12 protein-coding genes are annotated in these 15034 nt (G+C 73.2%); 4 read left to right on the top strand and 8 right to left on the bottom strand.

What is annotated here, in order from left to right; translation table 11 throughout:
* Positions 1–26 precede the first annotated feature (26 nt).
* On the bottom strand, positions 27–566 hold the full coding sequence (locus tag OGL89_RS13390; protein WP_263120662.1) for a GNAT family protein: 540 nt from the start codon (positions 564–566) through the stop codon (positions 27–29).
* 33 nt (positions 567–599) lie between these two features.
* Here OGL89_RS13390 and OGL89_RS13385 point away from each other — a divergent pair, with 33 nt between their 5' ends.
* From OGL89_RS13385 to OGL89_RS13375, 3 genes are read left to right on the top strand one after another with little or no spacing between them, the layout of a single operon-like run.
* The gene (locus tag OGL89_RS13385) at positions 600–1304 is read left to right on the top strand and encodes an alpha/beta hydrolase (protein WP_263120652.1); all 705 of its coding nucleotides are present in this window, start codon (positions 600–602) and stop codon (positions 1302–1304) included.
* A gap of 23 nt (positions 1305–1327) precedes the next feature.
* A complete protein-coding gene (locus OGL89_RS13380; RefSeq protein WP_263120651.1) occupies positions 1328–2311 on the top strand; it encodes a quinone oxidoreductase in 984 nt (327 codons plus the stop codon).
* The gene (locus OGL89_RS13375; RefSeq protein WP_263120650.1) at positions 2308–3021 is read left to right on the top strand and encodes a DsbA family oxidoreductase; all 714 of its coding nucleotides are present in this window, start codon (positions 2308–2310) and stop codon (positions 3019–3021) included. The genes OGL89_RS13380 and OGL89_RS13375 overlap by 4 nt, the downstream gene beginning before the upstream one ends.
* 104 nt (positions 3022–3125) lie before the next feature.
* Here the strand turns inward: OGL89_RS13375 and OGL89_RS13370 are convergent, their stop codons facing one another.
* The 7 genes from OGL89_RS13370 to infC all read right to left on the bottom strand — a co-directional run bounded on the left by OGL89_RS13370 (position 3126) and on the right by infC (position 14329).
* On the bottom strand, positions 3126–7274 hold the full coding sequence (locus OGL89_RS13370; RefSeq protein WP_263120649.1) for an ExeM/NucH family extracellular endonuclease: 4149 nt from the start codon (positions 7272–7274) through the stop codon (positions 3126–3128).
* Between the two features lie 245 nt (positions 7275–7519).
* Positions 7520–10063 carry a phenylalanine--tRNA ligase subunit beta gene (pheT, locus tag OGL89_RS13365; RefSeq protein WP_263120648.1) on the bottom strand — a complete coding sequence of 848 codons (2544 nt, stop codon included), beginning with the start codon at positions 10061–10063 and terminating at the stop codon, positions 7520–7522.
* Positions 10063–11124, bottom strand: coding sequence for a phenylalanine--tRNA ligase subunit alpha (gene pheS / locus OGL89_RS13360; RefSeq protein WP_263120647.1), 1062 nt, complete (start codon positions 11122–11124; stop codon positions 10063–10065). Before pheS ends, pheT begins: the two co-directional genes overlap by 1 nt.
* 332 nt (positions 11125–11456) lie before the next feature.
* Complete coding sequence (locus OGL89_RS13355; RefSeq protein WP_263120646.1) at positions 11457–12368, bottom strand: RNA methyltransferase; 912 nt, start codon at positions 12366–12368, stop codon at positions 11457–11459.
* A 175-nt stretch (positions 12369–12543) separates the two neighbouring features.
* Complete coding sequence (gene rplT, locus OGL89_RS13350; protein WP_168630999.1) at positions 12544–12930, bottom strand: 50S ribosomal protein L20; 387 nt, start codon at positions 12928–12930, stop codon at positions 12544–12546.
* 58 nt (positions 12931–12988) lie between these two features.
* Positions 12989–13183 (bottom strand): 50S ribosomal protein L35, encoded by a 195-nt coding sequence (rpmI, locus tag OGL89_RS13345; protein ID WP_169165776.1) that lies wholly within the window; start codon positions 13181–13183, stop codon positions 12989–12991.
* Positions 13184–13279: 96 nt separating this feature from the next.
* Positions 13280–14329, bottom strand: coding sequence for a translation initiation factor IF-3 (gene infC, locus OGL89_RS13340; protein WP_263120645.1), 1050 nt, complete (start codon positions 14327–14329; stop codon positions 13280–13282).
* A gap of 295 nt (positions 14330–14624) precedes the next feature.
* On the opposite strand from infC, the gene OGL89_RS13335 reads away from it, so the two are divergent.
* On the top strand, positions 14625–15034 hold a 410-nt coding region (locus OGL89_RS13335), incomplete at its 3' end, for a Fur family transcriptional regulator (protein ID WP_263120644.1).

Raw genomic sequence — 15034 nt, 5'->3', positions numbered from 1 at the left:
CGTCGATTCATCATGCGCGCCGCGTGTCAGAGGATCGGGAGCCGCACCGCCGCGGGTTCCGGGTCGCTCGCGAGCCGGGCGTGGGTCTCGACGTCGAAGCGTTCGTCACCGTAGCGGAGCTTGGCCCGCTCCACTCCCTCGGCCCGGAAGCCCGCGGCGGTGGCCACCGCGCAGGAGGCGGGGTTGTTGACCCGGTGGCCGAGTTCCAGGCGGAACAGCCCGTCCGCGAACGCCTCGGCGGCCACCGTCGCCAGTCCCCGCGCGGCGAGTCCGTGCCCGCGCGCCGCCAGGGTGAGCCAGTACGACACCCAGCCGGTGTCGTGCCGCCGCTCGATCCCGGTGACCGCGACGTTCCCGACCACCCGGCCGTCCCACACGATCGCACGGACCAGCCGCGTGCCGGCGGGGGTCAGGTGCCGGTCGATGTGCGCGGCCACCGCACCCCGGCCCAGGGGTGTGTCCGGGTCGAGTCCGCCCAGCTGGCGCACCAGGTCCGGGTCGGCCCGCAGCGCGTCGGCGAGGTCGTCGGCGTCCGCGGCGTACCAACGGCGCAGGTGGGCATCGATCACGGCCTCATCCTGGCACTAGCGTGGTGCCCTGTGACCGCAGCGCTGCACACCCCCGACCGCACCCCCGACTCCCCCGGCACCGTCCTGGTGCTCGCCGGTGGCGGGTACCAGGACCGCTCCCCGCACGAGTGCGAGGACGTCAGCCGCTTCCTGGCCGACCACGGGGTGCGCGCCGCCTGGCTGGACTACCCGGTGGCCCCGGCGCGCTACCCGGATGCGCTGCACCAGGTGCTGATCGCCCTGGCCCGGTTGCGGGAGCGCGGACCGGTGGCGGTCCTGGGCTTCTCCGCCGGAGGGCACCTCGCCGGGACCGCGGCCACCGCGACCGCCGAGGAGCTGGCCGACGCCGCCGCGCTCGGCGGACTGGAGCTCGCCCAGGTGCGCCGGCCGGACGCCGCCGTGCTCTGCTACCCGGTGGTGTCGATGGTCGACCACCCGCACCTCGGATCCCGGCTGAACCTGATCGGGGTGCCGGACGACGCCCCGGCCCGCGCCCTGTCCGTGGAGCTGCGAGCCGATGCCCGGACGCCGCCCGTGTTCGCCTGGCACACCGCCGACGACGCGGTGGTCGGCGTGGAGCACTCGCTGGCGCTGACCGCGGCACTGCGGCGGCACCAGGTGCCGGTGGAGCTGCACGTGTACCCGCACGGCCGTCACGGGCTCGGACTCGCCCCCGGCGAGATCGACTGGACCACACCGCTGCTGCGCTGGCTGACCGAGCAGGGAATCGCCTGACCGGCCCTCGTGTTGGCGCCGGTATGCACGCGATCATCGCCACCGCCGCAGGTGGCCCCGACGTCCTGGACCTGATCGAGGTCGACGACCCGGCACCCGGCCCGCGCGACCTGCTGGTCCGCACCGTGGCCGCGGGGGTCAACTTCATCGACACCTACCGGCGAGCCGGGGTCTACCCGATGACCTACCCGCACGTGGTCGGCTCCGAGGGCGCCGGCGAGGTGGTCGCGGTCGGCTCGCAGGTCGAGGGATTCGCCGTGGGCGACCTGGTGGCCTGGGCCGACGCGCCGTCCTCCTACGCCGAACTGGTCGTGGTGCCCGCCCGGGCCGCGCTGCCGGTGCCCGCGAGGGTGGACCCGGTGGTCGCCGCCGCGCTGCCGTTGCAGGGCATGACGGCGCACTACCTGGTCGCCTCCACCTTCCCGGTGTCCGAGGGCCAGGAGGTGCTGGTGCACGCCGGTGCCGGCGGGGTCGGTCTGCTGCTGACCCAGCTCGCGGTGGCCCGTGGCGCGCGGGTGATCAGCACGGTGGGCACCCCGGAGAAGGAGGAGCTGGCCCGCGCGGCCGGGGCCTCGGACGTGATCCGGTACACCGAGCTGCAGGACCTGACCGAGGAGCTGCCCGCCATCGTGCGCGGGCTCACCGGCGGCAAGGGCGTGCACACCGTGTTCGACGGGGTCGGGAAGTCGACCTTCGACGCGTCGCTGGCCTCCCTGCGGCCGCGTGGCGGACTGGCGCTGTTCGGCGGCGCGTCCGGGCAAGTCCCGCCGTTCGACCCGCAGCTGCTCAACCGGGCCGGGTCGGTGTTCCTGACCCGCCCGACCCTCGCGCACTACACCGCGAGCGTCGAGGAGACCCGCTGGCGTTCCGGCGAGCTGTTCGCCACGGTGGCCGACGGCACGCTGGACGTGCGGATCGGCGCGCAGTACCCCCTGGAGGAGGCCGCCGAGGCGCACCGTGCGCTGGAGGGCCGCGAGACCACGGGAAAGGTGGTCCTGGTCGCATGAGCAACGCACTGACCGTGGAGATCTGGTCGGACATCGCCTGCCCGTGGTGCTACATCGGCAAGCGCCGGTTCGCCGCCGCGCTGGAACGGTTCCCGCGCCGGGACGAGGTGCAGGTGATCTGGCGTTCCTTCGAGCTGGACCCGACCGCCGAGCACTCCCACGAGCACCCCGGCATGACCGAGGCGCAGCTGCTGTCCGAGCGCAAGGGACTGCCCGAGGACCAGGTGCGCCAGATGTTCGCCCAGGTGACCCAGGTCGCCGCGGGTGAGGGCCTGGTCTACGACTTCGACAGGGTGGTGCCCGCCAACACCTTCGACGCGCATCGCCTGGTGCACATCGCCGGGGACCGGGGCGCGGAGCTGGTCGAGCGGCTGATGAGCGCGCACTTCGAGCACGGCCGGGTGCTGGACGACACCGACGAGCTGCTCGCGATCGCCACCGAGGCCGGGCTGGACGCCGGCACCGTGCGTGCGGCGTTGGCGTCCGACGAGGGTGCGGGCGCGGTGCGCGCGGACGAGGCCGAGGCGCAGGCGCTGGGCGTGAACGGCGTGCCGTTCTTCGTCGCCGACCGGCGGATCGCGGTCTCCGGTGCCCAACCGGTCGAGGTCTTCACCCAGCTGCTGGACCAGGCGTTCCCGGCCCCGACGCCGAGCTTCATCACCGTGCCCGGCGCGGACTCGGCCGAGGCATGCGGACCGGACGGCTGCTGAGCGCGCACGCACGCGGGGCCGGACAGCCCTGAGACCGGCGTGCAGGCAGGCACGACCGAGGCCCGGGACCCCTGCACAGGGTCCCGGGCCTCGGTCGTGTGCGGTCAGCGGATGCGGATGCTGACCGGGTTGCTGGTGCTGCCCGCGACCGTGCCGGGGTCGGCGGGCACGAAGGTCGCGGTGAACGCGTGCGTGCCGACCGAGGTCGAGCGCGGCACGGTGGTCAGCGCGATGCCGAGCACCACCCGCGACCGGGCGATCACGGTGTCACCGTCCCGGAACTCGACCGTGCCGCTCGGGAACCACTGGCCCTCGACCCGCACCGTGGAGATCAACACCGCCGGGAGCAGCGCGCCCTGGGGCTGACTGCTCCGGGTGGTGATCAGGTGGGTGCTGGACTCCAGGAGCGCCGGGCCTGCCGGCTCGGAGACGGTCAGCGGCACGGTGGCCGTGGTCCCGCTCGGCGCCGCGACCAGGGACACGGTGTGCGCCCCGGCCGTGGTGCCCGCCGGCACCGTCACGGACACCGAGCCCGCACCGGCGGCCAGGGTGGCCGAACCGATGGAGGTGCCGTCCAGCTGGACGTCCAGCGCGGTGTTCTCCGGTGCGCCCAGGCTGGTCAGGTTCAGCCCGGCGACGTCGAAGGCCAGCTGCTCACCCGCGGCGGTCTCCGGCAGGGTGGGCACCTCGACCGCGCGCTCGGCGAAGTCCGGGCTCAGCCCGGGGTTGGCCTGCAGGTAGGCGATCCACGCCTCCCGGTCGACCAGGCCCGAGTCCGTGGTGCCGGTGCCCTCGGTGAACACCCGGAAGTTGTCCCCGCCCTGGGCCAGGAAGGAGAACGTCCCCACCCGGTACTCGGCGGCGGCGTCCAGCGGCTCGCCGTCCACCGTCACAGAGGTGATCCGCTCCCCCGCCGTGGCGTCGGAGTCATAGGTGTAGGAGACGTTGTCCGAGAGCCCCAGCTGCAGGTACGGACGCGAGGGCACGGTGCCGTCCGCGTTCGTCTGCCACTGCTGCTCGAGCATGGTCTCCACCTGCGCACCGGTCAGCGTGGTGGTCCAGAGGTTGTTCACGAACGGCAGCACCGCGTTGGCCTCGGCGTAGGTGATCGTGCCGTCCGGGGCGTAGAGCAGCTCGGAGCGCAGACCGCCCGGGTTCACCACGCCGATCTGGGCTCCGCCGCGGTCGGCGTCGGACAGGCTGTCCAGCAGCGCGTCCGCGACCAGGTTGCCCAGCGTGGACTCCTTGGACCGGTCGTCCCGGCCCGCGGTCGGCGTGGCCGGGTCGGGCCCGACGTAGCCGTCCGCGCCGTAGGAGCCGCCCGCGAAGGCGGTGGTGATGTCCGCGGTCACCGAGCCGACCGGCTGACGGCCGATCTCGTCGGCGGCGGCCAGCGCGGCGTCCACGATCTGCTGCACCTCGGCCACCCGGGGGTAGGTCGCGGCCAGCTGGTCGTCGAACGCGTCCTGGGTCTGACCCGCGGCCGGGGCCAGGCGGGCGACGTTCGATCCGGCCAGTGCGGAGACCGCGCCGGTGGCTGGGTCGTAGGTCAGCGAGACCTTGCCGATGTTCTCCCCGTAGGAACCGGTCTGCACGATCGGCCGGGTGCTCTCCCCGGCGCTGCCCTCGGCCGGGCCGTACCAGGCGTACTGCTTGTGGGTGTGGCCGGTGAAGATCACGTCCACCGCCGGGTCGGTCGCGGTGACGATGTCGGCGAAGGCACCGCCCGCGGCGATCTCCTCCTCCAGCGTCGCGCCGTCCGGGGTCCCGGCACCGGCGCCCTCGTGGTACTCGGCCACGATCACGTCGGCCTCGCCGTTCGCCGGGTCGCCGTCGGTCAGCTGCGCCGCCACCCGGTTCACCGCCTCGACCGGGTCACCGAAGTCCAGGTCCGCGATCCCGCCCGGGGTGACCAGGGTCGGGGTCTCCTGGGTGACCGCACCGATCACGCCGACGGTGATGCCGCCGGTCTCGACCAGCGCGTACTCGTCCAGGGCCGGGTCCTGGGTGCCCTTGGCGTACACGTTCGCACCCAGGTACGGGAACTCGGCGTTGGTGCCGTCGGCGATCACCCGGTCCACCAGGTCGGCGTAACCCCGGTCGAACTCGTGGTTGCCGACCGCGGAGGCGGCCAGGTCCAGCGCGTTCAGCACGTCGATGGTCGGCTGGTCCTCCGCGGAGGAGGACGCGAACAGCGAGGCACCGATGTTGTCGCCGGCGGACAGGAACACCGCGTTCTCCGCCGCGGCCCGCTCGGCCTCCACGGTCCCGGCGAAGGCGACGGTGTTGGCGTCGATCCGGCCGTGGAAGTCGTTGATGTTCAGCAGGGTCAGGTCCACCGGTCCGGTCGGCTCGGCGTCGCCCGCGGACAGCCCGACGATCACCGGGTCATGGTCGGAGGACCGGTAGGCGTCCGGCGCGTAGAACAGCGAGCCGTGGTAGTTGTACCGGCTGTACTCCAGGGCGATCGACTCACCGGAGTTGATGTTCCAGATGTCCGCGCCGGTGGCCCGGTCCAGCGCCGCCTGGTTCAGCAGCACGTGGTCCAGCGAGCCGGACAGACCGGAGAACGAGTAGCTGTACTCGCCCTCGGCCAGGGCGCTCCCGGCGTCGGTGTAGCCCGCGGTGTAGAGCACCTGCAGCGGGTCCTCGGCGGTGTAGGAGTTGAAGTCGCCGACCAGGGCGACCGCCTCGGCGTCGCCCTGCACGGTGGGGATCCAGTCCCGCAGCGCCTCGGCCTGCCGGACCCGGGACTCGACCGACGAGCTCTGGCCGTCACCGGTGTCGGCGTCGCCCGGCCACGGACCGGCCGATCCCTTGGACTTGAAGTGGTTCACCGCGACGAACAGCTGCTCGCCGCCGCCGACCGGCGCGAACACCTGGCCGATCGGCTCGCGGGCGTTGCCGAACGCCTGCCCATCGCCGGACTGGTCGCCCAGCGCCCGGGCATCGCCCACGGTCTCGACGGCGGCGATCCGGTAGATCAGCGCATTGGTGATCACGTCCTGGGTGCTCGGGTCCGGCAGCTCCGCGGACCGCGGGACGAAGGCCCAGGTCTGCTCACCGGTGGCGGCGTTCAGCGCGTCGACCAGCGTGCTCACGGCGTGGTCGTCCGCGGAGTTCTCGATCTCCATCAGGCCCACGACATCGGCATCCAGCGTGTTGATCGCGGCGACGATCTTGTCCTGCTGACGCTGCAGGTCGTCGGCGTCCCAGGCACCGCGCGGGGCGCAGCCCTCCTTCACCGTCACGCCGTCCCCGGCGCGATCGGTGTAGGCGACGCAGCCCGCGGTGTCGGCGCCCAGCGTGGTGAAGTAGTTCAGCACGTTGAAGCTCGCCACCGACAGGTCACCGCCCACCGGGTCCGGCGCGTCGGTCCGGGTGTCGCCGAACCGCACGTCCGCGGCGCCCGCCGTGGTCGGGTTCAGCTTCCAGAGGCTGTTCCGGTAGTCCACGATCACCGGCGAGTCGAACGCCACCGGTGCGCCGACCCGGACGGGGTCGGTCAGCGAGAGGTACGGCGGCGTCTGGCTCTGGTTCGCCGCGGTGAGGAAGTTGGTCGACCCGCCGTCGTCCAGGGTCACCCCGCGGGCGGCGTTGTCCGCGGCCACCGCGGCGGCCTGGTCCGAGCCCGGGACCGCGACCTCGGTCGGCTGGATCAGCGGCGTGGTGCCGGTGGCCAGGCCGACCTCGCCGTACTGGTTGGTGCTGTAGGTGTTGGTCACCGTGAGGTCGCCGGTCGGCAGGTACAGCATCGACTCCAGCGTCTCGCGGGACGCGTCGTCGGCGGGCCACGGGGTGCTGACCGGGGTGACCGGTGCCGCGGTCGTGGCGTCCAGCCGCTCGACACCCGAGGCGGCGTTCACCGTGATCTCGGTCAGGCCCTGGTACTCGGAGACCGCGCCGGTGACCCGGACGTAGTCGCCGATCCCCACCGAGGCGACCGTGTTCGGGGAGTAGACGAACACCGCGTCCGAGGCGGTCCGGGGCTGGTCGCCACCGGTGCCGGGCGTCTGGATGACGTACCCGCGGAAGCCCCCGGTCGGGTACGAGGCGGTCACCAGACCGGAGGTGGTCACGGTCTGGCCGGCCAGCGGGGAGGCGTCCCCGGTGCCCTGCACGTCGGCGATGGTCGCCGTGTTGGCTGCGGTGATGTCGACCGCGGCGGCGGCGCTGCCGACCGGGATCACCACCAGTGCCGAGAGGGCGGCCAGCGCCGCCCCTGTTCTGCGGTTGCGGGCCGCTGCTCTCACCGAGGTCTCCATTCGTCGGTCACAGGGCTGGGTCACGGGAGTCACACAGCCGTCCGACAGCGTTTCAGAGATGTCCGGTTTGCGGAACTATCTCCGGGTAACGACCTGGTGAACTCCTCCCAGGTGTCGACCGGCTGCTCCGGGCGTGCACGCCGATGAGCCGAGCGGGCGACCGCCGGCGGGTGCGGCCGTCACACAGGAGGGGCCGCACCGATGCGGTGCGACCCCTCCCGGAATGTGCCGGCTCAGCCCCGGAGCGTCGCCCCGAACCGCTTCCCCGCCTCGGCGACCACGGCGTCCCGCACCCCGGCGGTCTCCTCCGCGGTCAGCGTGCGGTCGGCGGCCCGCAGCCGGAGCGCGAAGGCCAGCGATCGCCTGCCCTCGCCCACCTGCTCACCGGAGTACACGTCGAACAGTCGCGCGCTCTCCAGCACGGCACCGGCCGGGCTGGCGTCGGCACCGGCGCGGACCGCGGCCAGCACGTCGGCGGCAGGCACCCCGGCGTCGACCACCAGGGCGACGTCCTCCTTGGCGGCCGGGAAGGTGGAGACCTCCTCGGCGACCACGGGGGCGGTCGGCGCGGCGGCCAGCAGCACGTCGAGGTCCAGCTCGAAGGCCACCGGACGCCCCGGCAGGCTGAGCGCTCCGGCGACCTTCGGGTGCAGCTCCCCGGCCCAGCCGGCCACGGCGCCGTCCGCGGTCTGCACCCGGACGCACCGACCCGGGTGGAACGGCGCGCGGTCGGTGTCGGCGATCAGGGTCAGGTCGACCCCGAGCACCCGGGCCACGTCCTGCACGGCCTCGACCGCGTCCGAGGCGTCCGCGACCCGCACGCCGGGCTCGCGCCAGCCGACGGCCACACCGGCGACCCGGCGCGGCTGGTGCGGCACGGCGGCGTTCAGCGCGTCCAGCACCTCCGGGGCCGGGCGCACACCGAGGGCGGGCACCGGCGCGGCGGGGCTGCCCGGGGTGGGCAGCGTGACCGTGCCGACCTCGAAGACCGCCCAGCCGTCGATGGCCGAGGAGCCGCGGGCGACGTTCCGCCGCGCGGTGTCCAGCAGGGTGACCAGCAGCGAGGTGCGCAGGTACGGCTGCTCCTCGGAGAGCGGGTTCGCCAGCCGGAGCAGGGTCCGGCGGGTGTCATCGGCCGGCACGCCGAGCGCGTCCAGCTGGGCGGTGCCGACGAACGGGTAGGACAGCGTCTCGACCCACCCGCGGTCGGCCAGCACACCGGAGACCGCCCGGCGACGGAGCTGATCGGTGGTCAGTCCCGCGCCCGCGGGCGCCGTGGGCACGATCGACGGGATCAGGTCGTAGCCGTGCAGACGGGCGACCTCCTCGACCAGATCCACCGGCTCGGTCAGGTCCGGGCGCCAGCTCGGGACGGTGACCGACACGGTGGCCTGCGCCCCGGTCCCGGCGATCTCCCCGACGGTGCAGCCGATCCGGCGCAGGAGGCCGGTCACCGTGGCGGCGTCCAGCTCCAGGCCGATCAGTCGACCGGGCAGGGCCAGCGGCAGCTGGAGCACCGGCGCGGGGGCGACGTGGTTCACGTCGGTCACCACCGGGTCCGCGGTGCCGCCGCCGTGCTCGACCAGCAGCGCGACCGCCCGGGCGACCGCCACCGGCGCGAGCTGCGGGTCGACCCCGCGCTCGAACCGCTTGGCCGCCTCGGAGGACAGCTTGTGCCGTCGGGCGGTCCGCGCCACCGACACCGGGTCGAAGTGCGCGCCCTCGATCAGCAGGTCGGAGGTCGATCCGGAGACCTCGGAGTCCTGACCGCCCATCACACCGGCCAGTCCCAGCACCCGGGCACGATCGGTGATCAGCAGGTCCTCGGCGTCGAGCGTGCGCTCCTGGCCGTCCAGGGTGGTCAGGGTCTCCCCCGCCGCCGCACGCCGCACCACGATCGGACCGTCCAGGGCCGCCAGGTCGTAGGCGTGCAGCGGCTGGCCGAGGTCGAGCATGACGTAGTTGGTCACGTCCACCGCCAGGCTGATCGGGCGCATGCCGGCCTCGGTCAACCGGCGCTGCATCCAGGTCGGCGACGGCCGGTCCGCCGCGACCCCGCGCACGATCCGCGCCACGAACCGGTCCGCGCCCGGCACGCCGTGGATCGGTGCCTCGTCCCGGAGCTCGACCGGGAAACCGCCCTGGGTGGGCAGCTCCTCGACCGCGACCAGGCCGGGGTCGGTGAAGACCGCGCCGGTGGCGTGCCCGTACTCGCGGGCCACGCCACGCAGGGAGAAGCAGTAGCCCCGGTCCGGGGTCACGTTGATCTCCAGGACCTCCTCGCCCAGGCCGAGCAGCTCGCGCGCGTCGGTCCCCGGGGCCGCGTCGATCCCGATCCGGGACAGCACGATGATCCCGTCGTGGTCCTCGCCCAGCCCGAGCTCCCGGGCGGAGCAGATCATGCCGTCCGAGAGGTGGCCGTAGGTCTTGCGCGAGGCGATCGGGAACGGTCCGGGCAGCACGGCGCCGGGCAGCGCGACGACCACCCGGTCGCCGACGTCGAAGTTCTGCGCGCCGCAGACGATCCCGCGCGAGCCGTCGACGTTGTGCTCCGGGCCGACGTCGACCTGGCACCAGTTGATCGTCTTGCCGTTCTTCTGCGGCTCGGGGATCCGGGACAGGACCTCGCCGACCACCAGCGGACCGGTGACCTGCGCGGGGTGGATCGTCTCCTCCTCCAGGCCGACCCGGACCAGGTCCGCGGCCAGGGTCTCCGCGGTGGTGCCCGCGGGCAGCTCGACGTGCTCGCCGAGCCAGGTCAGGGGAATGCGAGGCATCAGATCACCGCCTGGAACTGGGTGGAGAAGCGCACGTCGCCCTCCACCATGTCGTGCATGTCCGCGATCGAGTTCCGGAACATCAGCGTGCGCTCGATGCCCATCCCGAAAGCGAAACCGGAGTACTCGTCGGGGTCGATCCCGGCCGCACGCAGCACGTTCGGGTGGACCATGCCGCAGCCGCCCCACTCGATCCAGCCCGGGCCGCCCTTCTTCTGCGGGAACCACAGGTCCATCTCGGCGCTGGGCTCGGTGAAGGGGAAGAACGACGGGCGCAGCCGGGTACGCGCCTCCGGGCCGAAGATCGCCCGGGCGAAGTGGTCCAGGGTGCCCTTGAGGTGGGCCATGGTCAGGCCCCTGTCGATCGCCAGGCCCTCGACCTGGTGGAAGACCGGGGTGTGCGTGGCGTCCAGCTCGTCGGTGCGGAACACCCGGCCCGGGCAGGCCACATAGACCGGCACGCCGCGCTCCAGCAGGCTGCGGGCCTGCACCGGCGAGGTGTGCGTCCGCAGCACCAGGTGCGGGTCCTCCTGCTGCTCGCCGACGCCCTGGACGAAGAAGGTGTCCTGCATCTGGCGCGCGGGGTGGTCCGGACCGAAGTTCAGCGCGTCGAAGTTGAACCACTCCGCCTCGACCTCGGGGCCTTCGGCGATCTCCCAGCCCATCGCGACGAACACGTCGGCGATCCGCTCCTGCAGAGCGGACAGCGGGTGGCGGGCACCGGCGGGCCGGCGGTCGACCGGCGCGGTGAGATCCACCGTCTCGGCGACCAGGATGCGCGCGTCGCGCTCGGCCTCGAGCGCGGACTGCCGGGCGGCGATCGCCTGGTTGACCCGGCCGCGGGCCTGGCCCAGGGTCTTGCCGGCCGACGCCTTGTCGGCGGGCTCCAGGGAACCGATGGCACGGTTCGCCAGGGCGAGGGGGCTGCGCTCACCGGTGTGCGCGGTGCGCACGGCCTTGAGGGCATCGAGGTCGGCGGCGGCGGCCACTGCGGCCAGCGCGTCATCGACGGCGGAGTCGACGCCGGCGGCGTCGAGCGGGGACAGGGGTGTCTCGGACATCCGGACCTTCCGGGCGGGTCAGGCGGTTTCCGGCACCGTCAGACCCATGCTGACGTGCCGGTGGACGAGTCTAGTCGCGCCCGCTCCCCGGTCCGGTGACTGGCCGTGCGTCAGCCGCGGAGCCCGGGAACGGGCCCGGGAAATCGGCGCGCGTGGTCGGTCATGCGTCGCATCCTGTCACAGCTGCCGCTCCCCGGGCACGATAACGGGCCGGGACCGGGCGCCATCGCGGAGCGGCCCGGGGTCGGGCGTGACCGCGGGGCGGACGGGACCGGGCGCGATCGTGGGGCGAGCGGGCCCGGGCGCGATCGTGGGGCGAGCGGGCCCGGGCGTCACCGGTGCGCGCGGGAGGAGGCGTAGAGGCAGACCGCCGCCGCCGTGGCCAGGTTCAGCGACTCGGCGTGTCCGCGCAACGGCACCCGAACCACAGCGTCCGCCAGGTCCCGGTCCTCCGCCGGCAGCCCCCAGGCCTCGTTCCCGAAGAGCCACGCGGTCGGTCGGCGCAGGTCGACCGGCCCCCGGTCGTCACCGAGCGCCGCCGCGTCCTGCAGGTCGTCCAGGTCGAGGGTGCCCGCACCGTCCGCGGCGAGCACCCGGGATCCGGCGGCCCGCAGGGACCGGACCGCGTCGTCCACCGACAGGCCGTGCACCACCGGCAGGTGGAACAACGACCCGGCGGTCGACCGGACCACCTTCGGGTTGGTCACCTCGACCGCGTCGCCCGCGATCACGACCGCGTCCGCCCCGGCGGCGTCGGCGACCCGGATGACGGTGCCGAGGTTGCCCGGGTCGCGGACCCGGGCCAGCAGCGCGATCAGGCGCGGGCCGGTGGCGAGCAGGCCGGGCAGGGCGTCGGCGGTCAGGGGTCCGCGCTCCGAGGGCAGGGGCCCGTGCTCCGGCGTCCGGGTGGTCCCGGCCTCGGGAAGGGTGGCCACCGCGAGGACTCCCTGCGCGTCCGCCGACATCGCGGCCAGCACCTCGGGGGTGCCGAGGTGCCGGAACAACCCGGCGGAGCCCGTGACGATCTCCGGGTACCGGGCGGCGGACTCGGGGGTCAGGTACACGTCCCGCACCCGCTCGGGCGACCAACGGACCAGCTCCCGGACCGCCTGCGGGCCCTCGACCAGGTACTGCCCGCTCCGTCGCCGGGCGGCGCGCTGGCCCAGACCGTGCACGGAACGCACCCGGTCGGCCTGCGGGTTGGTCAGGGTGGGCTCGGTCGGGTCGAACGCGCTACGGGACACCCGACCATCATCCCGCAGCTCGTGGCGCCCCTGTGCCGAGTGCGAAGAAGTTGTCGCTGATCGGGCGATATGGGCGCCGAGTTCTTCGCATTCGACGTACCGCGCGCGGGTCCGGGCATGCGACGACCCCCGGCGGACCGGAATCCGACGGGGGCCGTCGTCAGTGCGGGGCTGCTCAGGCAGCGGCGCGCGGGGCGTTCACGTCCGCGGGCAGCGCCTTCTTCGCGACCTCGACCAGCGCGTTGAACGCCGGGGCGTCGTTGACGGCCAGGTCGGCCAGGACCCGGCGGTCGACCTCGACACCGGCGAGCTTGAGGCCCTGGATGAGGCGGTTGTAGGTCAGACCCTGCTCGCGGGACGCAGCGTTGATGCGCTGGATCCACAGCTTGCGGAAGTCGCCCTTGCGGACCTTGCGGTCGCGGTAGGCGTAGACCAGGGAGTGGGTGACCTGCTCCTTGGCCTTGCGGTACAGACGGGACCGCTGACCGCGGTAGCCGCTCGCGCGCTCCAGGGTAGACCGGCGCTTCTTCTGGGCGTTGACCGCCCGCTTCACGCGTGCCACGTGATGCTCCTTGCTTGTCGGGGCTCGGGTGTGCCGCGGCCGTCAGGGCCGCACGGCATCAACGACCGAGCAGCTTCTTGATCTTGGGGGCGTCAGCCGCGGAGACGACCTGGTCCTGGGCGAGGCGCCGGGTGCGACGGCTCGACTTGTGCTCGAGCAGGTGGCGGGCGTTCGCCTGCTCGCGCATGAGCTTGCCGGTGCCCGTCACCCGGAAGCGCTTCTTGGCACCGGAGTGCGTCTTGTTCTTCGGCATGGCTGCCGCTCTCTCCTTGTCTCGTGTCGCACACCGTGAGGCGTGTGACGCGTCCTGACGGGCCCGGTGGGACCCGCAGGTGGGTGGTGGTCCGGGTCAGCTCGTGGCCGACCGGCCGCGGGGGGCCGGTCGAGCCGCGGGCTTCGGCGCGGGCCGCGGGGTGGGCTTCGGTGCACCCGTCTCCGCGTCGGCCGGGGCCGGTGCGGGAGGCGTGGCGGACGTGGCGGCCGCGGGCTTCGCAGCAGCCGCGGGCTTCGCGGCCGGCTTGGCAGCGGCAGCGGGCTTGGCAGCGGCAGCAGGCTTGGCGGCCGGCTTCGGAGTCGCGGCGGGCTTCGCGGCCGGTGCCGGGGTCTCGGCGACCGGCTCGGCCGGCGTCTCCTCGGCAGGGGCCTCCTCGACCGGAGCCGACTCGACGACTGCCTCGACCGGGGCCTCGGTCGCGGCGGACTCCACCGGGGCGGACTCGGCCGGAGCCGACTCCTCGATGTCGCTCGCGTCGAAGTCGATCAGATCGGCCGGTGCCTCGGACTCGCTGCGCCGGGTACGACGCTGCTCATTCTTCTGCTCCGACTTCTTCTTGACCGGCCCGAGGACCATGGTCATGTTGCGGCCGTCCTGCTTCGGCATGCTCTCGACGAAGCCGAGGTCCGACACGTCGTCCGCGAGCCGCTGCAGCAGACGCACACCCATCTCGGGGCGGGACTGCTCACGACCACGGAACATGATCATGACCTTGACCTTGTCGCCGGCCGACAGGAACCGGACGACGTGGCCCTTCTTGGTGCCGTAGTCGTGCGGGTCGATCTTGAGCCGGAAGCGGATCTCCTTGAGAACCGTGTTGCTCTGGTTGCGCCGGGCTTCACGGGCCTTCATGTCGGCCTCGTACTTGAACTTCCCGTAGTCCATGATCTTGCAGACCGGGGGACGGGCGGTCGGCGCGACCTCGACCAGGTCGAGGTCGGCGTCCTGAGCCAGGCGCAGTGCGTCCTCCACGCGGACGATGCCGACCTGCTCGCCGTTCGGGCCGACCAGGCGGACCTCGGCGACGCGGATCCGATCGTTGATGCGGGGCTCGCTGATGTGGTGCTCCTCGGTGTCTCGACGTGGTGACCACCAGGAACGGGAAAGGCCCCCGATCCTGAGCACAGGCGGGGGCCATCACGGTCGCGAGGGTGCACGGATGCACCCGCCGCACGGAACCGCCCCGGAAGGCGTCCCGCTGACCGAGACCTGGACTCTGCTGCGACACGAGGTCGGCGGTCGAGACTCAGGTGGGAGGGACTCCACTTGTGCACCTGAGCCATGCGCGAGGCACGACCCAGGCCAGTCGGGAACAACTCTACCAGATCCCCTCAGGACACCTTCCGGAGGCCGGCCGGGATCTGACACGCCGTCAGATGCCTACTTGAACAGTTCCAGAAAACCTGCCAGGGTGAGGGCCATGGAGCTCCACCGGCACGTTCACACCGACCCGGGCGAACTGCTGCGCGAGCACGGGCTGCGGGTCACCGCTCCTCGGGTGGCGGTGCTGGACGCGGTGGGCGATCTGCCGCACGCCGACGCCGACACCATCCTCAAGCAGGCCCGGACCGCGCTGCCCACCGTGTCGGTCCAGGCGGTGTACGACGTGCTGCACGCGCTCACCGCCGTGGGCATCCTGCGCCGGATCGAGCCCGCCGGGCACCCCGCCCGGTACGAGCGCCGGGTCGGCGACAACCACCATCACGTGGTGTGCCGGTCCTGCGGCGTGGTCGGCGACGTCGACTGCGCCGTCGGTGAGGCGCCCTGCCTCACACCGAGCTCCAGCTCCGGGTTCCAGATCGACACCGCCGAGGTGACGTACTGGGGCCT

It is taken from the genome of Cellulomonas sp. RIT-PI-Y (assembly GCF_025642745.1).
In the GTDB taxonomy this organism is placed as follows: domain Bacteria; phylum Actinomycetota; class Actinomycetes; order Actinomycetales; family Cellulomonadaceae; genus Cellulomonas.
The sequence above is the reverse complement of the archived record's forward strand: the minus strand, read 5'-3'. Positions and strand labels throughout refer to the sequence as shown.

Coding starts and splice junctions, on each gene's coding strand:
- OGL89_RS13375 (WP_263120650.1), top strand. CDS start 2,308: ATGAGCAACGCACTGACCGTGGAGATCTGGTCGGACATCGCCTGCCCG.
- pheT (WP_263120648.1), bottom strand. CDS start 10,063: ATGCCTCGCATTCCCCTGACCTGGCTCGGCGAGCACGTCGAGCTGCCC.
- pheS (WP_263120647.1), bottom strand. CDS start 11,124: ATGTCCGAGACACCCCTGTCCCCGCTCGACGCCGCCGGCGTCGACTCC.
- OGL89_RS13380 (WP_263120651.1), top strand. CDS start 1,328: ATGCACGCGATCATCGCCACCGCCGCAGGTGGCCCCGACGTCCTGGAC.
- rpmI (WP_169165776.1), bottom strand. CDS start 13,183: ATGCCGAAGAACAAGACGCACTCCGGTGCCAAGAAGCGCTTCCGGGTG.